Here is a 21,434-nt window from a genome sequence, read left to right on the forward strand (position 1 = left end):
CTCCCAACTAGCCAGTAGTTTGAATCATATTTTAATCGAAAGGGGAATCCCTTTCGATTCCATCAAAATGTGAGTTGCTCTAGGGCAGTTCAGCGGTTTCGTGAAAATCTGAATTGCGCAAGAACAGACGCCCGGAACCAGACCGGATCCGGAAATGACCAAACAGGAAAGCAAAAAAGAAAAAGGCCGCGCGGGAGGAGGATGCGCGGCCTGATCTTGAATACGGCGATTGGGAGGAGGAGTACCGTATTCCCATCGAGTTTTGGGAGGAGGAGTAAACTCGATGACTGAATATTTAGCGGGAACAGTCACTTCCAACAATGCCTAATATTGCATATCTGTCATGCAATTTCGGGCATGCTCAAAAAATCGGCATATACGAATATAGGGCACGCAATGTGCAGCCACTGCGTGCGCCTATACGAAAAGCCCGTATTTTCTTAATTATTTCAATGCTATAGGCCATATGGCCGGTATAGCAGATGGGCAATCAGTGGTGCTGCCAGTACATTGACCAGACCAACCAGCACCATGACCAGACCGGCGATTGAACCTTCCTCCCGGCCAATCTGGTGTGCCTTGGCAACGCCTGCGCCATGGGCCCCCATGCCAAACAGCGCGCCGCGGGCCAATGCCGTGCGGATGGGAAGCCAGTTCAGCATGACTTCACCGAGTGCAGCGCCAAATACGCCGGTGAGCACAACAAAGATTGCCGTCAGATCCGGCGTGCCGCCAATACCGCCCGAAACCGTCATGGCAAAGGGCGTGCTCATGGAACGTGGCAGAAGGCTCAGGCGGATGGCTTCATTAAGCCCCAGAAGCTGGGCCAGCACCCATGCCGACAGCATGGCAACCGAACTGCCGACCAATACCCCCACCATCAGCACCAACCAGTAACGACGGATGGTGGCGCGCTGCTGGAAAATTGGAATGGCGAAGGCAACCGTTGCCGGTCCTAGCAAGGCAACCAGCCAATGGGTTGCGTTGAAATAGCCGCTATAGTCGGCGTTGAGCCCAATCACCAGGGCAATCAGCAGAAGCGGCGTCACGCCGAGCGGTGTCAGCCACCATTTCGGAAAACGGCGGTAAAGGCGTTTGGCAGCAAGATAAAGCAGGATCGTTGCCGCCGACCAGAACAGCGTTGCCACGTAAGGGTTGGCGAGTATCGCCGTAAATGTATCAGCGGGCAGCATGGCGCATACTCCAGCGCAGGCAAAGATCAACAGTCAGCGCCGTAATGCTCATGACCGTGACCGTGCCAAGCAGGATTACGGTCATGATCTTGACGCCAAGAAGGCCAATCAGTTCGCGGTGGTCGAGCACGGCCAAGACCGCAGGCACAAAGAACAGCAGCATTTCGGCCAGAAACCAGTCTGCACCACGCTTCATGCTGAACAGGCTGATGCGGCCGCTCAACAACAGCGCGAGAACCAGCATCATGCCGACAACGCCGCCGGGAATCGGCAGATGCACCAGACGAACAATGCCCTCGCCCAGCAGCCAGAACGCAGACAAGGTTCCAATCTGCATAAGGCGGCTTTGATGCAGCGCATAACGAAAGCGGATCAGTAAGTCATGTGCGTTCATTGTTCTGTTCCAATGCGAAGTGCATGAATTTCTGGATTGAATATAGGGCGAACCGTATTATTCTTGAAATGAATTGATTTCATTTCATCTATTCCAGATTGGAATATCATATGAACCTGCGCAGTTTTCAGGCCTTCATCGAAGTCGTGCGGCAGAACGGATTTTCCGCCGCCGCCCGCACCATCAATGCCACCCAGTCCACCGTCAGCAAGGCGGTGAAGCAGCTTGAAGACGAGCTGGGGCTTGTGCTGCTTGATCGGCAGGTCAATCCGGCGCGACTGACGGCGGCGGGCGAGATCGTCTATCGCCGTGCTCTTGCCATACTTGCCGAAAGGGATGACATGCTGGCCGAACTTGATGAATTGCGCGGCCTCAAACGCGGGCTTTTGCGGCTTGGGCTGCCACCGATCGGCTCCAGCGTTCTGTTTGCGCCAATCTTTGCCGATTATACCAGTCAGCACCCCGATATTGACATTCAGCTGGTCGAGCATGGCAGCAAGCGGCTGGAGGAGCTGCTTCTGGCCGGCGATGTGGAGCTTGCCGCCTCGCTTTTGCCGGTTGCAAGCGATTTTGAGTGGCAGGATGTGCAGCGCGAACCCGTGGTGGCGCTGTTGCCAGCCAGCCATCCGCTTGCCGCCCGGGACAGTGTTACGCTCGGCGATATTGCCGATCAGCCCTTCATTCTGTTCGAAAGCGGTTTTGCGCTCAATCATATCATTCTCGATACATGCCGTAGGGACGGCATCATTCCCAATGTCGCCGTGCGCTCCAGCCAGATCGACTTCATCGTCGAACTCGTTGCCGCCGGTATGGGGATCGGATTTCTGCCGTTGATGATTGCCGAGCAGCGCCATCATAATGGCGTGCGCATCCGCCACATCAGGGGATCCGATCTCAGCTGGCACATGGCGCTGATCTGGCGCAAGGGCGCCTTTCTGTCCCACGCCGCGCGTGCATGGCTTTCACTTTGCGCGCAAAAGCGTAATGCAGCTTCAGGCGAAACCAGACAGACAGCCGGCCAGACTTGAAACCCGTCCATCACGACCTATCTTAGAAGAACCTGCCATAATGGGTGCTATCGCCCTCGCAATGACCGAATGCTGCTCTTGCAAGCCTTATGGCGAAAGAAGGAGGCAACGATGGAAGGTCAGGTCATCTTTTACAAGAACGACAGAATTATCTACCGGCACACGATTGATGTGCAGGAAGACGACTATTCAAAGGGTGTAAACGATGCCCTTATCGCCTTCCAGCGCAACTTTGCCGGTTTTGATCTGGCAAATGACGACATCCATATCCGGTTCAGGAAACCTGGCGAAATATAAGCCTGCCCCAGCCTGAGCACTTGATCAGGCATTGACAAACAGGGCCGCACCGCGTGTTGCCTTGCCGGCCTTTGCGGACGCTGTCTTGCGCTTGGCGATGACGGCGTCTGCCTTGAAGGCCTCGCGGGCCACCCGGTAAATGTCGGCATGCGTCATGCCGATATCCTTGAGTTCGCGTGCATCAAATTCGCTGAGTTCAGCAAGGTTGCGGCGATATTCCATCCAGCGGCGAAAATATGAGCGAAGGTCCATTTCAGTTCCCCTATGGTTCTTGCCTTCCTCCCACAGACCAGTCTGTATCTCCTGCCACAAAATGAGAAGTGCAGATAGTGCATGGCTGCCTTGCCATTTGCGCCTGCGCCCGGATCCCATCTCGTTCAACCTGCCTACAACTTTTTATTATGTGCTTTCATTCCGACTGTTTCGGAGCTAAAGCGGCCCCAGTGCAGAGAAGAGCACTGCAAAGGATGACATCGATTCAGCGTTGCAACTTAAAATAATGAAAAAACAGCTTTTTATTGTCGGCAATGCGCCCCTGTCACGTGATTTATCCAGTGAAGTTGATGCAGCAGATTATGTGGTTCGTTTCAATGAGCCATCAAAACCATTCGGTTTGAGTGGTACCCGCACCGATCTTCTGATGCTGGTTACATCCGGCAAGGCGGCACAACGGCATGTGCAGGATCCGCAATTTCTCCTCACGCCGACATTCAGGGCGGCCAGGGAAGTGATGTTTGTCTATCATCCGAGCATCATTCGTCGCTATCACCCCAAGCCCAACATATTGTCGCGCCTGAAAGGTCATCGCGATGACTGGACCATGCAGACGATTGAAGTCGTTGGCAATGCTGGCAAGCCAATCCGCATCATGCCTCCGGAATTCTATATTGACGGCTGCCTGGAGCTGGGAATTACCGAGGAAAACATGCGCAAGATTTTTCCAAGCACCGGCTTTTTGGGCATTTGGCACATGCTGAAACAATGCCCGGCAGAAGACTGGGATATCCGGATCTGCGGCTTTACGTGGCAAGGCTGGAAAAGACATGCCTGGACTGCCGAACGTGCCTGGGTTGAACGCCATATGGAAACCGGGCGCATCATCAAGGTGGACTGACCAAAGCCCCATGCATGGCGCCAGCCAGCAGAGCAATCATGCACGCGCGGCTCTGTACGCGCGTCGACTCATGCGCTAAAGACTGCAGGATGATATTCATGCGGGGCTCCGGCGGATTGCAAGGCGGCCTTCCGCAAGCCGGATGCAGGAAAACGGAGGGTGCTTCGCATGGACAGACAGGATCACGCGCATCCTTGCCCTTCTGAGCAGAACCTGCAGGACTTGAACATCAAGGCCTTCATCATCCATCTTGCGCGGGCAGAAGATCGTCTGCCGCAGGTGGAACGGCTGATTGCCGGCCTGCCTGTCAGGACAGAAATTGTTAGCGCCGTTGACGGGCGCATGCTTGACCAGGCGACAATCGCGCAGGTCTATCGGCGCAGGCTGCATCGCCCCGTCTATCCTTTTGCATTGAGTGTCGATGAGATTGCCTGTTTCCTGTCACACCGCAAGGCGTGGCAGGCCATTGTGGATCAGAATCTCGATGCGGGGCTTGTGTTTGAGGATGACGTGGCGCTGACATCCGATTTTCCCAATGCCCTTGCAGCGGCACTCAGCGTGCTTGACAAGGACAGTTTCATCCGCCTGCCTTTCCGCGACAGGGAAAGCGGCCTGGAAGTCCTGACCCGTAATGGTACGCGCATCATTGTGCCCTGTCCGGTCGGGCTTGGCATGGTGGCGCAGATCATAGGCCGCAATGCAGCGCGAAAACTGCTCGACGCGACCCAAAGCTTTGACCGCCCGGTTGACACCACGGCCCAGATGTTCTGGGTAACAGGTGTAAAACCACTCTCGGTGCTTCCTGGCGGCGTTACCGAAATTTCGCGTGAACTTGGCGGCAGCACCATACAAAAGCGCCGTTCCTTGCCTGATAAGCTGAAACGTGAGATTTTGCGGCCGCTTTACCGCTGGAAAATCAAATCACGTTCGCTTTCGGCTGATTGAGGATTGCCGTGCCCATACCTGTCCTGCTTTACCACCAGATCGATATCCCGCCCCGGCATCGCCAGCCCTTTCGCAGCATGACCGTTCATCCGAAGCGTTTCCGCAGCCAGATGGCATGGCTTAAGCGGCTGGGCTATCAGGGCCTGTCCTTGCGCGATGCCCTGCCTTATCTTTATGGCGGCAAACAGGGCAAGGTTGCCGTCATCACCTTTGATGACGGGTTTGAAAATGTCTTCCGCACCGCCCTGCCCATTTTGCAGGAATTCGGCTTTACTGCGACCAATTATTTCGTCGTCAACCAGCTTGGCGGCTATAATCAATGGGATCAGAAAATCGGTGTTCCCAGAGCCAGTTGCATGAGCATTGCGGAAATGCGTGAATGGGCCGAGCTCGGCCATGAGGTTGGCTCCCATACGCTCGACCATGTGCATCTGCCGCAGCAAAGCGAAGCAGACGCCACCATGCAGATCCGTGAATCACGCGAAAGGCTGGAAGACATTCTGGGACAGGAAGTAATCTCCTTCGCTTATCCTTATGGCGGCGAGAATGCGAGCCTGCGCAAGATCGTGGCAGAGGCTGGCTACAGGAATGCAACCACCACGGAAAAGCGGCGCGCAACCTCCAGTGACGATCCGTTTGGCATTCCACGCCTGACGGTGCGGCGCAACGACAGCTGGCTGCAATTCCTGCACAAGCTGCTGATGCGTTAGAGTGTCCGTTTTGGTCAAGCTGTGAGTTGAGCCCGTTTCCGTCCATCTCGGCAGTGCGTTTGCGAGGATGATGGCTTGCACATGATGGCGGTGATTGTGACCTTGGCAGGTTTTCCTGCAGCCCTGAGGTGTTCGTAGTTTGCCTTGACCTGCGGGTTGAACCGTATGGCCATCAGCGCCGGCATGTATGTGGCGTGCCTGACATTGGAGCGTCCGCCGCGGATGAAGGCGCGGCTGCTCCGCTTGCCTGATTGTCTTGCAACAGGCGCAAGGCCAGCCTTCGATGGTTGGCTCATAGATAATGCGGGCGTCCTGAGCGCCATCCAGCCCTGCCGGAGGCCTCTGTATCCCTTCTTGTCATTGGCAGATTGGCTGCATGCAGCGGCACTCAAGCGGTAGGCGGCAAGATGATCTTTTGAAATGCTGACGTCGCTGGCATTTGTTGGTCATCTTTCTCTTGTCCTGTGCTTGTCATGCGCAGCTGTGCTGCGGGTATCTTCAGGCCTCAAGGGAAAGACGAGGGCGATCCGACTCCAACACGCCCCATCAAATGGTCTGCAGTTCCAACGATCCGCCCCGCGCCGCTGCGAAAGGGGCAGGCCCTTTCACAGCGCTTTCATTATGCCTGTTCAGACACGAAAAGCATAAGACAGGCAGTGCCGGAAAAGTGGATACCGGTTTTCCGTCCGGAACTGCGCTATGACAATCTAACCGCCAGCCTTTGAGACCATCAGCGGTACGATGCGCTCCGACGAGGCCGGCTGCGACTGTCTCGGCTCGGCAAATGGAATGCCCAGCGTGTTCCAGACTTCCAGCAACGCATCCTTCAGCCCTTCGATCAGGCTGTCATCATGCAGCGGCGAAGGCGTGATGCGCAGGCGTTCCGTACCGCGCGGCACGGTGGGATAGTTGATCGGCTGAATATAGATGCCATGGACTTCAAGCAGACGGTCGCTTGCCATCTTGCAAAGTTCCGGATCGCCAACCAGCACCGGCACAATATGGGTTTCGGACGGCATGACCGGCAGGCCTGCTGCCGCCAGCACATCCTTGGTGCGCTGGGCCTGACGCTGATGCGCTTCGCGTTCGGCATTCGAGGTCTTGAGGTGACGGATCGAAGCCGTTGCGGCAGCGGCAACCGCAGGCGGCAGGGCGGTCGTGAAGATGAAGCCCGGCGCATAGGAGCGTACGGCATCAATGATTGCGCGCGAGCCGGTAATATAACCGCCAAGCGCGCCAAAGGCCTTTGCAAGCGTGCCTTCGATCACATCGATGCGATGCGCCAGACCTTCGCGGTCGGTAATGCCGCCGCCGCGCGGGCCATACATGCCAACCGCATGAACCTCATCAATATAGGTCATGGCATTATATTTTTCGGCGAGATCGGCAATCTTTGCGATTGGCGCAACATCGCCATCCATCGAATAGACCGATTCAAACACGATCAGCTTGGCGCGCGAACGGTCGGTTGCCTTGAGCAGCTGTTCAAGATGCTCGACGTCATTGTGACGGAAAATCTTCTTTTCTGCGCCGGAGCGGCGCACGCCTTCGATCATCGAGGCATGGTTCAGCTCGTCAGACAGGATGAGGCAGTTTGGCAGAAGGCGGCCGATGGTCGAGATCGAGGCTTCGTTGGAAACAAAGCCGGATGTGAATACCAGACCGGCTTCCTTGCCATGTAGGTCGGCCAGCTCCTGTTCGAGTTCGACAAGCGGGTGATTGGTGCCGGAAATATTGCGGGTGCCACCCGCACCGGAACCTGCATTGCTTGCCGTGTCGCACATCGCCCTGATGACATCCTTGTGATGTCCCATGGCGAGATAATCATTGGAGCACCAGACGGTTATTTCACGGGCAGTGCCGTTGTTGCGCCAGATCGCGCGGGGGAAACGTCCAACAATTCGTTCAAGGTCTGCAAATACACGATACCGCTTTTCGGCGTGTAACTGATCGATCGCGTCCTCGAAAAAACGACGATAGTTCATTCTGCGCTCCTTATTTTTCTTCTAACTAGCGCGTTTGGGGGCTCGCGTCCATGGCGCAATGGCGGGCAATTTGCCACTATTGGCCGGCGCGGCATTGATTGAAATCAAGCGGGCACAGAATTGACGGCGTCCGCAGGCTTTTCCTTGCGTGGCTTGGGGCGGCCCAGCTTTCATGGTAACGCTGGATTGCTCTGACATGTTGTTTCGTGGCTCCAGGCAGAGGCCAGTTCCTTTTTTCTGGAGCTGCTTTAGCAGAAACAGCGCCGCAGGGCGATCACAAGCGCTTGAGCCGGCAGCAGGGCCGCATGTTCATCATGGCTGCATGTTGTTTCGCGCCGCAAGGGGTGGCGAAAGCAATTCAGATTTTCACGGAACCGTTGAACTGCTTTGACATGTTGTCTGTCCGCAGTACAGGACGGAAAACCGGTGTCCACTTTTCCTGGAACGGCTTTAGTCAAGCGGCTTTAAGCGCCGTTCGATTGCTGCGCGCTGGTCTTCCAGAAAAGGCGGGAGCGACAGGCTTTCGCCAAGGCTTTCAAGCGGTTCATCGACGGTAAATCCGGGACCGTCGGTTGCGATTTCAAACAGAATGCCATTGGGTTCGCGGAAATAGAGCGAACGGAAATAATAGCGCTCGACCTCGCCGCTTGATGGCACGCGCAGGCTGCGCAGCCGCTCCATCCATTCATGCATGGTCTCGACATCCGGTGTGCGGAAGGCGACATGATGCACTGCACCAGCTCCCTGTCGTGCCGGCGGCAGATTGGGCTGCACGGCGACATGCAGTTCGGCATGCGCACCACCTTGGCCCATGGAAAAGACATGCACATGGCCCTCGCCATCCGGCGATCTGTAATCGCCGGTCTCGTGCATGTTCATCACCTTTTCCAGCACCAGCCTCGTTGGCGCCAGATCTGGCACGCTCAGTGTGATCGGCCCCAGGCCACGGATCTGATGTTTGGGCGGAACCGGGCTTTTGTCCCAGACATTGCCGCTTCCCTTGCCGCCATCATCGGTCAGCCGCAGGCGCTGGCCTTCAGGGTCTTCCAGATCAAGTGCCGCGCGGCCTGCAACCTCGATAATGTCGCCGACCCGCACGCCTTTTGCCTGCAGATGGTCGCGCCACCAGTCGAGTGTCTCAACGCCATTGACGCGCAGGCCGGTGCGCACGATGCTGCGCGTGCCGCGCCGTTCCGGTTCAACCGGCCAGTCGAAGAAGGTGATGTCGCTGCCGGGGGTTGCCAGCCCATCGGCATAGAACAGATGATAGGCGCTGGTATCATCCTGATTGACGGTTTTCTTGACCAGTCTGAGCCCCAATGTCCCGGTATAGAAGCGGTGGTTTGCCGGCGCATCGGCGGTGATCGCGGTCAGATGATGCAGTCCTGTGAGTTCGAGAGCCATTGCTTTTCCTCGCCGCAACTGCGGGTTTGTTTTCGATTGATTGATATTGGTTGAAAACAGCCGCAGGAAAAGAGGCAATCGCTGAACAGTGTGTAACGCTTTTGCCACATATCTTTTTGTCGTATGGGCGCACTCGCTTTCCCGGTGCAGATCTTCCATGCTGCATATTCAACTGGCACTAAATTGTGTTTAATAAATCTCTGGGGTATTTAACGGCCCGCAGGAGAAATTGGTTGCGAAAATTTGTTCGTTCAGTGCCGGCCTTGTTATTGTGCGCCCTGATGCTGGCTGCTTGTGCCAGCCGTCCGACAGGTGTCCTGACGCCTGTGGGCAAGACAGTTCCGGAAGCTTCGACTGTTGATCTGCTGGTGGCCACGACGCGTGCACCGTCAGGCGATCCGGCCACGCTTTTTACCGGCGAACGCGACAATCTGGTCTCCATGGCCGATATCGTTGTCTCCATTCCGCCGGAGAAAAACCGTAAGGTGGGCGAGGTTCAGTGGCCAAGAAAGCTGCCGCCAAACCCGATGACGGATTTTACCACGGTCAGCGTGACCCCGATCAAGACCAATCTGCAGGAAGCTGCATGGATCCGCCGCCATTTGCCGAAAAACGGCCGGGTGATGGTTTTTGTCCATGGCTTCAACAATACGTTTGAAGATTCCGTCTATCGCTTTGCCCAGATTGTGCATGATTCAGGGGCCAAAGTGGCGCCGGTCATTTTCACCTGGCCGTCCCGCGCTAGCATTTTCGATTATAATTACGACAAGGAAAGCACGAACTATTCGCGCGATGCGCTGGAACAGGTTCTGCGCACGCTGGCAAAAGAGCCGGGCGTAAAGGACATCACGGTCATGGCCCATTCCATGGGAAGCTGGCTGACGGTCGAGGCGCTGCGCCAGATGGCAATCCGTGATGGACGGGTGAATCCCAAAATCACCAATGTCATCCTTGCCTCACCCGATCTTGATGTCGATGTGTTCGCCAAGCAGTTCCTCGCCATGGGCAAGGATCATCCGCGCTTTACCCTGTTTGTCTCGCGTGATGACCGCGCGCTCAGCCTGTCGCGGCGCATTTCCGGCAATATTGACCGGCTTGGCCAGATTGACCCGACGGTCGAGCCCTATCGCAGCGCGCTGGAAAAGGCGGGCATTACGGTGATTGATCTGACGCGGCTCAAGGCGGGTGACAGGCTGAATCACAGCAAATTCGCCGAAAGCCCGGAAGTGGTGCAGCTGATCGGCACCCGTCTCGTCAATGGCCAGACCATTACCGACTCCAATATTGGTGTTGGTGATCGCCTTGGTGCTGTTGCCCTTGGCGCGGCGCAGGGTGTGGGCAGTGCCGCTTCGCTGGTTGTCACGGCACCGATCGCCGTCTTTGATCCGACTACGCGCAAGAACTATGATGCGCAGATCGACCGTTTTGGCCGTGCGGTTGGCAATACGATGGGAGCGGTTGCGCCATAAGCAGTTCCAGGAAAAGTGGGCACCGGTTTTCCATCCGGAACTGCGCAAACGCAACAAGCAGTTCCAGGAAAAGTGGGTGGCGGTTTTCGTCCGGGAGCTTGGGAAGAGACAATATGCCGGAGCAGTTCAGCGTTTCCGTGAAAATCTGAATTGCCCTGGCCAACAGAGAGCAGTTGCCAGATGCGCATTTAAGCTGTAGGAGGCCCCTGAAATCTGTTTAGGGAGGACTTATGCAGATTATCCGCACGATAGAGGCGCTGCGTCAGGCGCTTGCGCCCTTGCGTCAGGGTGGCAAGCGCATCGGCTTTGTCCCGACCATGGGCTATCTCCACAAGGGTCATCTGGAGCTGGTGCACCGCGCGCGTGCCGAAAACGAAGTGAGCGTTGTCTCCATCTTCGTCAATCCGCTGCAATTTGGCGCCAATGAGGATCTCGACAAATATCCGCGTGATCTTGAACGCGATGCCAATCTGCTGCGAGGGGCAGGGGTTGATTTCCTGTTTGCGCCGGAAGTCTCGGACATGTACCCGCGCCCGATGCAGACGGTTGTGGATGTGCCGCAGCTTGGCAACCAGATGGAGGGTGAGGCACGCCCTGGCCATTTTGCCGGCGTTGCCACGGTGGTGAGCAAGCTTTTCAACATTGTCGGGCCTGATGCCGCCTATTTCGGCGAAAAGGATTATCAGCAGCTCACCATCATCCGCCGTATGGTGGAAGATCTTGCCATTCCGGTGCGGGTGGTCGGCGTGCCGACCGTGCGCGAGGATGATGGTCTGGCCTGCTCGTCGCGCAATGTCTATCTGACGCCGGAGCAGCGAAAGGCGGCCATCATCGTGCCAAGGGCTCTTGATGAGGCAGAACGGCTTTATCGCTCCGGAATGGATGATCCGGAAGCGCTGGAAGCTGCAATTCGGGCCTTCATAGAGACTGAGCCGCTGGCCGCACCGGAAGTTGTCGCCCTGCGCCACCCGGCTACGCTGGAACGTCTCACCCATCTGCAGGGACAGCCCGTGCTGGTTGCCTTGTTCGTGCGCGTAGGCACGACGCGTTTGCTCGACAATCGCGTGATCGCTGACCACGCAGAGAAAAAGGCGGCCTGAGATGAGCGCACCCGTCACACAGAAACGCCTGACGCCAAGGGCCATTCAGGCCATGAAAGGCGATCGGCCGATTGTCAGCCTCACCGCCTATACGACGCCAATCGCACGGCTGCTTGATCCGCATTGCGACCTGCTTCTGGTCGGTGATTCTCTCGGCATGGTGCTTTACGGCATGGAATCGACCCTTGCCGTCACGCTCGACATGATGATTGCCCATGGTCAGGCCGTCATGCGCGGGGCAAACCATGCCTGCGTCATTGTTGATCTTCCTTTCGGCTCCTATCAGGAATCTAAAGAACAGGCCTTCCGCAATGCCGCGCGTGTGATGCGCGAGACGGGCTGCGATGGTGTGAAACTTGAGGGTGGCGAGGAAATGGCCGAGACAGTGGCTTTCCTCGTCAAGCGTGGCATTCCGGTTTTCGGCCATGTCGGGCTGATGCCGCAGCAGGTCAATACGGTCGGTGGTTTCCGCTCGCTTGGGCGCGGCGATGAAGAGGCCGAACGGATTCGCCGGGATGCCAGAGCCATTGCCGATGCGGGCGCTTTTGCCATTGTCATTGAAGGCACGGTCGAACCGCTTGCGCGCGAAATTACCGCAAGCCTTGCCGTGCCGACGGTTGGCATTGGTGCATCTCCTGCCTGTGACGGCCAGATTCTTGTTTCCGATGATATGCTGGGGCTGTTCCAGGATTTCACGCCGCGTTTTGTCAAGCGCTATGCGTCACTTGCCCCGCAGATTTCCGAGGCAGTCAAAGCCTATGCCGAGGATGTGCAGGCGCGCAGATTTCCCGGGCCGGAACATGTTTTTGGCGCAAGGCCAAAGGGTTGATTGCGAATAATTGTGGCGGACGGCCCCGGCCGTCTTGTCATCGGGCGGCAATCGCGTTCAATGCCTCTATGCACTGGGATGCTCCATGCAGGAGGTCATTGTGACAAACGATATTGCGCATACCGAACTGATTGCCGTTCTGATCGCCGTCACGGGAGAACAGCCGCGCGTCATGACCGTGCGGCAGGGGCAGGCCCTGCCATCCGGCCCGTTCGAGACAGAATACCGCTCGTTACAGGCCGGTTTGCGCGCCTGGGTGCAGTCGGAAACGGCGCATCCGGTTGGCTATCTCGAACAGCTTTACACTTTTGCCGATCGTGACCGTCATCCGGAAGGTGAGCGCATCATTTCGATCAGCTATCTCGGCCTTGTGCGTGAAAGTGCCGCCGCCGGACAGGCAAGCTGGCGCGGCTGGTATGATTATCTGCCATGGGAAGACCATCGCCAGGGCGTGCCGGAAATCATGGCCGATCTCAGCAATGCGCTGCTGGTCTGGGCCTATCAGGCTGAAACCCCCTATCTCACAGAACAGCGTCTGCGCCGCATCAATTTCACCTTCGGTCTTGAGGGGGCAAGCTGGAACGAAGACCTTGCGCTGCAGCGCTATGAGCTGCTTTACGAGGCGGGCCTTGTGACGGAAGCCGGGGCGGAAGACGAGCTTGGTCGGCCAATGTTCGGCGATCATCGGCGCATTCTGGCAACGGCCATGTCGCGGCTGCGCGCCAAGATCAAATATCGCCCGGTGGTTTTTGAACTGATGCCGGAAAGCTTTACGCTGCTGCAATTGCAGCGCAGCGTCGAGGCGCTGGCCGGCCTGCCATTGCACAAGCAGAATTTCCGCCGCCTGATCGAACAGCAGAATCTGGTCGAGGAAACCGGCGAAACCCATGGCGAAACCGGCGGTCGTCCAGCCAAGCTTTTCCGCTTCCGCTATTCCATTCTGGAAGAACGCGCCCTTTCTGAACATCATCTGATGGGAACAAAGCTGCCAGTCTCCCGCGATTGACAATATGCTCAAATCGAGTATATCTATTCGTATTAGATATGCTCAAAGTGAGTATAATTGATTGCGGAGAAGCCCGATGAATGTAACCGTGTCCAGCCTCTATAGCCGCATCGCCAATGTGGTGCCGAAAGTTGAGTGGATGGGCTTTGAAGACGATGTTGCCGCAATTCTGGAACTGAAGAAAAAGCGTAATGCCGTCATTCTGGCGCATAATTACCAGACACCGGAAATCTTCCATTGTGTGGCCGATATTGTCGGTGACAGCCTTGCACTGGCGCGCAAGGCAACCGAGGTTGATGCCGATGTGATTGTTCTGGCCGGTGTTCATTTCATGGCCGAGACGGCAAAGCTCCTGAACCCGGAAAAGACCGTGCTGATCCCGGATATGGGGGCTGGATGCTCGCTGGCAGATTCGATTACGCCGGAGGATGTGGCTCTCTTGCGTGAGACCTATCCGGGCGTGCCGGTCATCACCTATGTCAACACGTCAGCTGCGGTCAAGGCCGCATCCGACATCTGTTGCACCTCTGGCAATGCGAAAAAGATTGTTGAATCGCTTGGCGTGCCGCGTGTCCTGATGATCCCGGACGAATATCTTGCCAAAAATGTCGCGCGCGAAACCAATGTTGAAATCATTGCCTGGCATGGTCATTGCGAAGTGCATGAGCGTTTCACACCTGCCGATATTCAGGAACTGCGCGCCAGCCATCCGGGTGTAATCGTTTTGGCGCACCCGGAATGCCCGCCGGATGTGGTGGCTGCGGCAGATTTCTCCGGCTCAACTGCCGTCATGTCGGATTATGTCGGCGAGAAAAGGCCTGAGCGCGTCGTGCTTTTGACCGAATGTTCGATGAGCGACAATGTTGCGGTCAATCATCCGGATGTTGAATTCATCCGTCCGTGCAATCTCTGCCCGCATATGAAGCGGATTTCGCTGGCCAATATTCGTGAGGCACTGGAATTCAACCGTCACGAAGTGACCGTTGATCCAGCCATTGCCGAGGCAGCGCGTCGAGCCGTTGAGCGGATGCTGGCAGTATGAGCGCCGCCCCGGTCATTGTCATCGGCAGCGGTCTGGCTGGCCTGATGACAGCACTCACCCTTGCGCCCATGCCGGTTGTTCTGGTGACGGCAGGCAGGCTGGGCCAGGCAGGTTCAAGCCCGCTCGCACAAGGTGGTGTTGCCGCTGCCATTGGCGTGGATGATGATACAAGCCTTCATCTGGCCGATACTTTGGCTGCAGGCGACGGGCTGTGTGATGCTGCAAGTGCGCGTGAAATTGTCGGTCGCGGGCGTGATGCGATCATGGCGCTTGAAAGCCACGGCGTTCGTTTCGACCGCAAGCCGGATGGTTCTTATGCGCTGGGGCTCGAAGCCGCTCATAGTCGCCATCGCATTGTCCATGTCGATGGCGATGCGACGGGGGCAGGCATTGTAAAGGCGCTTGTCGCAAAGGTGCGGGAAACTGCTTCCATCACGATTCTGGAAGATTGTCGCGCACTGCGTCTGATCAAGCGTGATGATCGTGTGGTCGGCGTTTGTCTCGAAGGCAAGGGCCCGGTTGCAGCACGTGCCGTTGTTCTTGCCACTGGTGGGGCGGGCGGGCTTTATGAAGCAACCACCACGCCACTTGGCAATCTGGGGCAGGGAGCAGCCTTGGCGGGTCGTGTCGGCGCCAGACTGGCTGACATGGAATTTGTCCAGTTTCACCCGACTGCCTTGGCCGTTTCCGCGCCACGCCTGCCGCTGATCAGCGAGGCCGTGCGCGGCGAGGGTGCCATTCTCATCAATGATCGCGGTGAACGCTTCATGGCGGATCAGCCGGGGCAGGAGCTTGCACCACGTGATGTTGTTGCACGCGCCATTGCAGCCGAGATCGATGCCGGACGCAAGGTCTATCTGGATGCACGTGCAGCCCTGGGCGAGGGTTTTGTACGCCGTTTTCCGGGCATATTTGCGCTTTGTCAGGAACATGGCATTGACCCGGCCCGTATGCCGATTCCGGTTCGTCCGGCAACGCATTATCACATGGGCGGCATTGCCGCTGACTGCGATGGCCGCACCAATGTGCCCGGCCTTTGGGCAGTGGGTGAGGCGGCTTGCACGGGTCTGCATGGCGCAAACCGCCTTGCCAGCAATTCGCTTCTCGAAGCTGCCGTCATGGGGCTCAATGCCGGCCGGGCCATTGCCAGTGAAATGACAGCAGCAACAGTGCGGCTTGAGCCTGTGAGCCTGCCGCAGATGAGTGATCCAGCGCCTGTGCGCGCCATTGTTTCGCGCGGACTTGGCATCTTGCGCCATGAAACAGGCCTGCGCGCTGCGATTTGCGCTTTGCTGCCAAAAGCAGGGCATGATGATGCCGCCGCTGTAGCGCTCGCCATGGCGGTTGCGGCATTCGCACGCTGTGAATCGCGCGGCAGTCATGCCCGCACCGATTATCCGCATAAAAACGCGTCCGGTACGCGCAAGCTTTTCACCATGGATGAGGCTTTCGCATTCGCCCGCGAACTGGCCGCATCCCAGCCCCTTTCAAGGACAGCCTGATGCATTTGCCACGCCTTTCTCCGCTCGTCATCGAACCACTGGTACGGGCAACACTGCTGGAAGATCTGGGCCTTGCCGGTGACATTACCAGCAATGCCGTCGTGCCGGAGGATCATCAGTCGGCCATGCTGTTTCGTGTGCGAGAGCCGGGCGTGATCGCAGGTCTCGACATTGCCGAAATGGCATTTCGCCTGATCGATCCGACAGTCAAGTTCGATCGCTTCGTGCGCGATGGCGATGCGCTGCAGGCAGGTGACGAAGTGGCGCGCGTGTCCGGCAATTCGCGCTCCATCCTTGCCGCCGAACGCACGGCGCTTAATTTCCTTGGTCATTTGTCAGGCATTGCCAGCGCCACGGCAGGCCTCGTCAAGGCGGCTGAAGGCACGAAGGCGTCGATCGTCTGTACCCGCAAGACCACGCCGGGTCTGCGTGCCTTGCAGAAATATGCCGTGCGCGCTGGCGGCGGCATGAACCACCGGTTTGCGCTTTATGATGCCGTGCTGATCAAGGACAATCACATTGCCGTTGCAGGCAACGTGCGCGTGGCGATTGAACGCGCCAAGGCCCATGCCGGGCACATGGTCAAGATCGAGGTGGAAGTCGACACGCTCGACCAGCTGCGCGAGGTCATGGAAATCGGCGTTGACGCCGTTCTGCTGGATAATATGTCGCCGGATATGTTGCGCGAGGCGGTTGCCATCATCAATGGCCGTGCCATTGCGGAAGCCTCTGGCGGCATTACGCCGGAAAAGGTTGCCGCTGTTGCGGCAAGTGGCGTTGACCTGATTTCGGTTGGCTGGACGACGCATAGCGCGCCCAATCTCGACATTGGGCTTGATTTCGAGGCATGAAAAGGGAGGCGAGGCCTCCCTTCACAATTTTACTTTGCGTGCCGGCTTATTTCTCGACAAAGGCCTTTTCGATGACGAAATGGCCGGCTTCGCTCTGGCTTCCTTCCTCAAAGTCATAACCTTCCAGAATCTTGCGCATGTCGGCCAGCATTTCCGGGCTGCCGCACAGCATGATCCGGTCATTGTCCTCGTTGAATTTCGGCAGATCGAGATCTGCAAACAGCTTGCCTGAAGCAATGAGATCGGTGATACGGCCCTGATTGCGGAACGGTTCGCGCGTTACGGTCGGATAATAGATCAGTTTTTCGCGCACGGATTCGCCGAGGAATTCATCTTCCGGCAATTGCTTGGTGATCAGATCGGCATAGGCCAGTTCGTTCACCTGCCGTACGCCATGCACCAGAATGATCTTCTTGTAGCGTTCATAAGCTTCCAGATCGCGGATGATCGACAGGAATGGCGCAAGGCCCGTGCCGGTGGACAACAACCACAGATTGTCGCCCGGAATGAGATTGTCATAAAGCAGCGTGCCAACCGGCTTTTTGCCGACAATCACCTTGTCCCCCACCTTCAGATGCTGCAGGCGTGATGTCAGCGGGCCATTTGGCACTTTGATCGAAAAGAATTCAAGCTCGTCATCATAAACGCTTGAAGCAATGGAATAGGCGCGCAGAAGCGGCTTGCCCTCAACTTCGAGGCCGATCATGACAAACTGGCCGCTCTGGAAACGGAAACCGGGATTGCGTGTCGTGCGGAAGGAAAACAGTCTGTCTGTCCAGTGGTGGACGTCGATTACGGTTTCCAGGTTAAAATTGCTGCTCATTTTCGCAACGTCTCTGTCTGGTTGGCTACGTTTCAGCGAAACGTGTCATGGAACGGGGCAGGGCGCCTTGACCGCGATCAAAGATGAGCGCGTCTACGACCTGATTGAGCTGCCTTTCGGGTGGCTTCACGCAGTCAAACGCCGTCTGCCTTTGTACGGGAACCCGCCATTGGCGTGACCGGGGAGGACTTGTGCAACGGGGATAATCGCAATGTTTCCCAACATCAAGTCTTTCGGTGCATTTCCCGTTGCAATTGCATCATGCGCATCATGCAGATCGCCAGTGTATCCTGCCGCCGCAACCGGCCTTCATCTTCGCAAGCCTGATGCGCAAGACTGGATACGGCAGGGCGTCAGCCGCAAATATATGCTGCCGGCTCCTGCGGCAAGAAACACTGTTCTATTTGGGCGCATTCCGGGAGCATGTCCTTGCGCGGCAGGCCGTTTTTTGCAAGGACGGGGATAAATCGTGCATATACAAGGAATTTTTGAACAAAATGGCCTTGTGGATTTGTGTTTCTGTCACAAGCTTTCTATAAGCCTTTCAAACGGTCCGGGGGAGGCTCAGCCTCCCGGCCGGCACAGCCTGGCCTGAGGCCATGGCAATACCCCCAAGAGAATGCCGCGGGAGCGCCCATGATCCAGACGCCCTATTATCTGATCGACAAATCCAAGCTGAAGCGCAACATGGAAAAGATCGCCTATGTGCGCGAGAAGTCTGGCGCCAAGGCGCTTTTGGCGCTCAAATGTTTCGCGACATGGTCGGTTTTCGATCTGATGAGCCAGTATATGGATGGCACGACCTCATCCTCGCTCAATGAGGTGCGCCTTGGTCATGAACGGTTTGGCGGCGAAACCCATGCCTATAGCGTGGCCTATGCCGATCATGAGATCGATGAAGTCATTTCGCATGCCGACAAGATCATTTTCAATTCGATCGGCCAGTTTGAACGCTTTGCCGACAAGGCCGCCCATATCAAGCGCGGCCTGCGTCTGAACCCGGGTATTTCGTCGTCTAGCTTTGATCTTGCCGATCCGGCACGTCCGTTCAGCCGTCTTGGCGAATGGGATGTTGCCAGGATCGAGACGGTCATGGATCGTGTCACCGGCTTCATGATCCATAACAATTGCGAAAATGCCGATTTCGGTCTGTTTGACCGTATGCTGACACAGATCGAGGAAAAATTCGGCGCGCTCCTCAGCCGCGTTGAATGGGTAAGCCTTGGCGGTGGCATTCATTTTACCGGCGAAAACTATCCGGTTGATGATTTCTGTGCCCGTCTGAAGGCTTTTTCGGAAAAATTCGGGGTTCAGGTCTATCTTGAGCCGGGCGAGGCCTCGATTACCAAAACCACCACGCTTGAAGTGACGGTGCTTGATACGCTGTTCAACGGCAAGAATCTTGCCATCGTCGACAGCTCCATCGAAGCGCATATGCTTGATCTGCTGATCTATCGTGAAAAGGCCAAGATGGAGCCGAACACGGGTGCATACAGCTACATGATCTGCGGCAAGTCCTGTCTGGCCGGCGACGTATTCGGCGAGTTCAATTTCGAGAAGGAACTGAAGGTCGGCGACCGCCTCTCCATTCAGGATGCCGCCGGCTATACGATGGTCAAGAAAAACTGGTTCAATGGTGTGAAAATGCCAGCCATCGCTGTTCGTGAGCTTGATGGCACAATCAGGCTGGTCCGCGATTTTGACTATGCGGACTTTGAACGGTCGCTTTCATAAGCGACCTTTGGCGGCTTGTCCGCTTTCATGCCCGGTCGGCAAACCGGCAGGGCTTTGCCAAGAACTTTCCCGGCGAGGACGACATCCGGAAACTTGCCGGGCAGGAAAATCAACAGGGTTAACGAGAAGACGCGGGAAACCGCTGGAAGAGGAAGCATCGACGTAAAATGAAGAAGAACGTTCTCATTATCGGCGCCGGGGGCGTGGCGCAGGTTGTGGCGCATAAATGTGCCCAGAACTCTGACGTATTGGGGGATATCCACATCGCGTCCCGCACGGTTGAGAAGTGCCGCAAGATCATCGAATCCGTGCGCGAGAAGAAGAGCCTCAAGACCGAGGTCAAGCTGGAAGCGCATGCACTGGATGCCATGGATGTGGAAGCCACCAAGGCGCTGATCCGCAAGACGGGCGTTCAGATCGTCATCAATGTCGGCTCAGCCTTCCTCAATATGTCGGTCTTGCGCGCCTGTATCGATACGGGCGTGGCTTACATGGATACCGCCATTCACGAAGATCCGAAGAAGATCTGCGAGACCCCGCCTTGGTATGGCAATTATGAATGGAAGCATCTGAAGGAATGCGAGGAAAAGGGCATTACTGCGATCCTCGGCGTCGGATTCGATCCGGGTGTTGTCAATGCCTATGCGCGCCTTGCCGCTGACGATTATCTCGATGAGGTGAAGTCCATCGACATCGTCGACATCAATGCCGGCAGCCACGGCAAGTGGTTCGCCACCAATTTTGATCCGGAAATCAATTTCCGCGAATTCACTGGCGTTGTCTATTCCTGGCAGAATGGCCAGTGGCAGACCAACAAGATGTTCGAAATCGGCAAGACCTTTGATCTGCCGGTTGTCGGCGAGCGCAAGGCCTATATGACCGGCCATGACGAAATCCACTCGCTGTCGAAGAACTATCCGAATGCCGATGTCCGCTTCTGGATGGGCTTCAGCGACCATTACATCAATGTCTTCACGGTTCTGAAGAATTTGGGCCTTTTGTCCGAACAGCCGGTGCGGACCGCCGAAGGTCTGGAAGTCGTGCCGCTCAAGGTGGTCAAGGCCGTGTTGCCGGATCCGGCTTCGCTGGCACCGGAATATGAGGGCAAGACCTGCATTGGTGATTTCGTCAAGGGCATCAAGGACGGCAAGGAGAAGGAAGTCTTCATCTATAATGTTGCCGACCACAAGGAAGCCTATAACGAAGTCGGTTCGCAGGGCATTTCCTATACGGCTGGCGTTCCGCCGGTTGCAGCCGCAATCCTGATTGCTTCCGGCGAATGGGATGTGAAGAAGATGGTGAATGTGGAAGAGCTCAATCCAAAGCCATTCCTGCACATTCTCAACAATATAGGCTTGCCGACGCGCATCAAGGACGAAAACGGCGACCGTCCACTCGACTTCGCCTGAAAACAGTCTGCCAGTTAACAGAAACCCCGCCCCGGCGGGGTTTTTGTTCAGGCTATTGGGAAAGCAAAATCCGGGTGAAGCATTTGCCCACCGATTGCGGCGCACCGAGATCCCTGAACCATTGCAGCAGCCAGTTTTCGGCGTCTGGCTCAATCATACCGCCCATGACATCCCTGAACACGGGCTTGCCGTTGGTATTGTCATAATAGAAATAGCCGGTTTCGCTATAGGGCGTGTCAATGCGCGCATAAAACCAGCCGTCCATTGCAACGATCTCATGCAACTCGACCTGATCGGCTTTCAATGCACGGCCTTCATTGTCGGGCTCCAGCCGATCAACAAAATCCTTTGCAATCAGCTGTTGATAATTTCTGATCTCGCTGGCGTTCGGCTTCTTTTCTGTGCCGCAGAGGGGGGCTGCCAGGGCAGAGGGCATGAGCAGCATGAAGCCAAGGGCAGAAGCCAGCAAACCGGCGCGCTTCGACATGTCTGTTTCCTGTTTTGGATTTTCTTTTGCTTAAGAGCCCGACCGAAAATTAAGTTGAGCGATTTCAGTAGTTTATGATTCTCTATGTTTGCAAAAACTACGGAGGATCAGA

Annotated in this window: 21 protein-coding genes and 1 pseudogene; 14 read left to right on the top strand and 8 right to left on the bottom strand. The window is 56.4% G+C overall.

The annotated features are described in order from the left end of the window. Window positions 1-455 precede the first annotated feature (455 nt). Complete coding sequence (locus tag ACFO1V_RS10705; protein WP_374834053.1) at window positions 456-1,193, bottom strand: LrgB family protein; 738 nt, start codon at window positions 1,191-1,193, stop codon at window positions 456-458. After that, window positions 1,180-1,587, bottom strand: coding sequence for a CidA/LrgA family protein (locus ACFO1V_RS10710; protein ID WP_374834055.1), 408 nt, complete (start codon window positions 1,585-1,587; stop codon window positions 1,180-1,182). The genes ACFO1V_RS10705 and ACFO1V_RS10710 overlap by 14 nt, the downstream gene beginning before the upstream one ends. A 110-nt stretch (window positions 1,588-1,697) precedes the next feature. On the opposite strand from ACFO1V_RS10710, the gene ACFO1V_RS10715 reads away from it, so the two are divergent. Beyond that, window positions 1,698-2,615: a LysR family transcriptional regulator gene (locus tag ACFO1V_RS10715; RefSeq protein ID WP_374834057.1), complete on the top strand. Its 918-nt coding sequence runs from the start codon at window positions 1,698-1,700 to the stop codon at window positions 2,613-2,615. Between the two features lie 111 nt (window positions 2,616-2,726). Beyond that, window positions 2,727-2,912 carry a hypothetical protein gene (locus ACFO1V_RS10720; protein ID WP_374834059.1) on the top strand — a complete coding sequence of 62 codons (186 nt, stop codon included), beginning with the start codon at window positions 2,727-2,729 and terminating at the stop codon, window positions 2,910-2,912. A gap of 24 nt (window positions 2,913-2,936) precedes the next feature. Here ACFO1V_RS10720 and ACFO1V_RS10725 read toward each other — a convergent pair whose 3' ends face one another. Further along, window positions 2,937-3,164 carry a DUF1127 domain-containing protein gene (locus ACFO1V_RS10725; RefSeq protein WP_374834061.1) on the bottom strand — a complete coding sequence of 76 codons (228 nt, stop codon included), beginning with the start codon at window positions 3,162-3,164 and terminating at the stop codon, window positions 2,937-2,939. Window positions 3,165-3,411: 247 nt separating this feature from the next. Here ACFO1V_RS10725 and ACFO1V_RS10730 point away from each other — a divergent pair, with 247 nt between their 5' ends. The 3 genes from ACFO1V_RS10730 to ACFO1V_RS10740 all read left to right on the top strand — a co-directional run bounded on the left by ACFO1V_RS10730 (window position 3,412) and on the right by ACFO1V_RS10740 (window position 5,681). Next, window positions 3,412-4,026 carry a hypothetical protein gene (locus ACFO1V_RS10730; RefSeq protein WP_374834063.1) on the top strand — a complete coding sequence of 205 codons (615 nt, stop codon included), beginning with the start codon at window positions 3,412-3,414 and terminating at the stop codon, window positions 4,024-4,026. Between the two features lie 222 nt (window positions 4,027-4,248). After that, the gene (locus ACFO1V_RS10735) at window positions 4,249-4,971 is read left to right on the top strand and encodes a glycosyltransferase family 25 protein (RefSeq protein WP_374834092.1); all 723 of its coding nucleotides are present in this window, start codon (window positions 4,249-4,251) and stop codon (window positions 4,969-4,971) included. Between the two features lie 8 nt (window positions 4,972-4,979). Continuing rightward, window positions 4,980-5,681 (top strand): polysaccharide deacetylase family protein, encoded by a 702-nt coding sequence (locus ACFO1V_RS10740; protein WP_374834065.1) that lies wholly within the window; start codon window positions 4,980-4,982, stop codon window positions 5,679-5,681. Window positions 5,682-5,726: 45 nt separating this feature from the next. Here ACFO1V_RS10740 and ACFO1V_RS10745 read toward each other — a convergent pair. The 3 genes and pseudogenes from ACFO1V_RS10745 to ACFO1V_RS10755 form a co-directional block, all read right to left on the bottom strand. Further along, window positions 5,727-5,965, bottom strand: a pseudogene (locus ACFO1V_RS10745) (transposase); the annotation flags it as partial. Between the two features lie 423 nt (window positions 5,966-6,388). Beyond that, window positions 6,389-7,666 carry a 5-aminolevulinate synthase gene (hemA, locus tag ACFO1V_RS10750; protein WP_374834069.1) on the bottom strand — a complete coding sequence of 426 codons (1,278 nt, stop codon included), beginning with the start codon at window positions 7,664-7,666 and terminating at the stop codon, window positions 6,389-6,391. Between the two features lie 450 nt (window positions 7,667-8,116). Next, complete coding sequence (locus ACFO1V_RS10755; protein WP_374834071.1) at window positions 8,117-9,070, bottom strand: ring-cleaving dioxygenase; 954 nt, start codon at window positions 9,068-9,070, stop codon at window positions 8,117-8,119. Window positions 9,071-9,351: 281 nt separating this feature from the next. Between ACFO1V_RS10755 and ACFO1V_RS10760 the strand changes: the two genes are divergently transcribed. From ACFO1V_RS10760 to nadC, 7 genes are all read left to right on the top strand, one after another. Next, complete coding sequence (locus ACFO1V_RS10760; protein WP_374834094.1) at window positions 9,352-10,539, top strand: alpha/beta hydrolase; 1,188 nt, start codon at window positions 9,352-9,354, stop codon at window positions 10,537-10,539. 230 nt (window positions 10,540-10,769) lie between these two features. After that, a complete protein-coding gene (gene panC / locus ACFO1V_RS10765; protein ID WP_374834072.1) occupies window positions 10,770-11,639 on the top strand; it encodes a pantoate--beta-alanine ligase in 870 nt (289 codons plus the stop codon). A 1-nt stretch (window position 11,640) separates the two neighbouring features. Further along, entirely contained in the window at window positions 11,641-12,468 is an 828-nt protein-coding gene (gene panB / locus ACFO1V_RS10770) for a 3-methyl-2-oxobutanoate hydroxymethyltransferase (RefSeq protein ID WP_374834074.1), read from the top strand. Between the two features lie 85 nt (window positions 12,469-12,553). Then, window positions 12,554-13,474 (top strand): NUDIX hydrolase, encoded by a 921-nt coding sequence (locus ACFO1V_RS10775; protein WP_374834076.1) that lies wholly within the window; start codon window positions 12,554-12,556, stop codon window positions 13,472-13,474. A gap of 76 nt (window positions 13,475-13,550) precedes the next feature. Then, window positions 13,551-14,516 (top strand): quinolinate synthase NadA, encoded by a 966-nt coding sequence (gene nadA, locus ACFO1V_RS10780; RefSeq protein WP_374834078.1) that lies wholly within the window; start codon window positions 13,551-13,553, stop codon window positions 14,514-14,516. Further along, window positions 14,513-16,018: an L-aspartate oxidase gene (locus ACFO1V_RS10785; protein ID WP_374834080.1), complete on the top strand. Its 1,506-nt coding sequence runs from the start codon at window positions 14,513-14,515 to the stop codon at window positions 16,016-16,018. Before nadA ends, ACFO1V_RS10785 begins: the two co-directional genes overlap by 4 nt. After that, the gene (gene nadC / locus ACFO1V_RS10790; RefSeq protein WP_374834082.1) at window positions 16,018-16,869 is read left to right on the top strand and encodes a carboxylating nicotinate-nucleotide diphosphorylase; all 852 of its coding nucleotides are present in this window, start codon (window positions 16,018-16,020) and stop codon (window positions 16,867-16,869) included. Before ACFO1V_RS10785 ends, nadC begins: the two co-directional genes overlap by 1 nt. Before the next feature lie 46 nt (window positions 16,870-16,915). On the opposite strand, the gene ACFO1V_RS10795 is transcribed toward nadC, so the two are convergent. Next, window positions 16,916-17,692 carry a ferredoxin--NADP reductase gene (locus ACFO1V_RS10795; RefSeq protein ID WP_374834084.1) on the bottom strand — a complete coding sequence of 259 codons (777 nt, stop codon included), beginning with the start codon at window positions 17,690-17,692 and terminating at the stop codon, window positions 16,916-16,918. A 636-nt stretch (window positions 17,693-18,328) separates the two neighbouring features. On the opposite strand from ACFO1V_RS10795, the gene nspC reads away from it, so the two are divergent. Both nspC and ACFO1V_RS10805 read left to right on the top strand, forming a co-directional pair. Then, window positions 18,329-19,426: a carboxynorspermidine decarboxylase gene (gene nspC / locus ACFO1V_RS10800; protein WP_374834086.1), complete on the top strand. Its 1,098-nt coding sequence runs from the start codon at window positions 18,329-18,331 to the stop codon at window positions 19,424-19,426. 167 nt (window positions 19,427-19,593) lie between these two features. After that, the gene (locus ACFO1V_RS10805) at window positions 19,594-20,835 is read left to right on the top strand and encodes a saccharopine dehydrogenase family protein (protein WP_374834088.1); all 1,242 of its coding nucleotides are present in this window, start codon (window positions 19,594-19,596) and stop codon (window positions 20,833-20,835) included. Between the two features lie 52 nt (window positions 20,836-20,887). Here the strand turns inward: ACFO1V_RS10805 and ACFO1V_RS10810 are convergent, their stop codons facing one another. Beyond that, the gene (locus ACFO1V_RS10810) at window positions 20,888-21,322 is read right to left on the bottom strand and encodes a hypothetical protein (protein ID WP_374834090.1); all 435 of its coding nucleotides are present in this window, start codon (window positions 21,320-21,322) and stop codon (window positions 20,888-20,890) included. Window positions 21,323-21,434 lie beyond the last annotated feature (112 nt).

It is taken from the genome of Daeguia caeni, assembly GCF_042653845.1.
In the GTDB taxonomy this organism is placed as follows: Bacteria; Pseudomonadota; Alphaproteobacteria; order Rhizobiales; family Rhizobiaceae; genus Brucella; species Brucella caeni.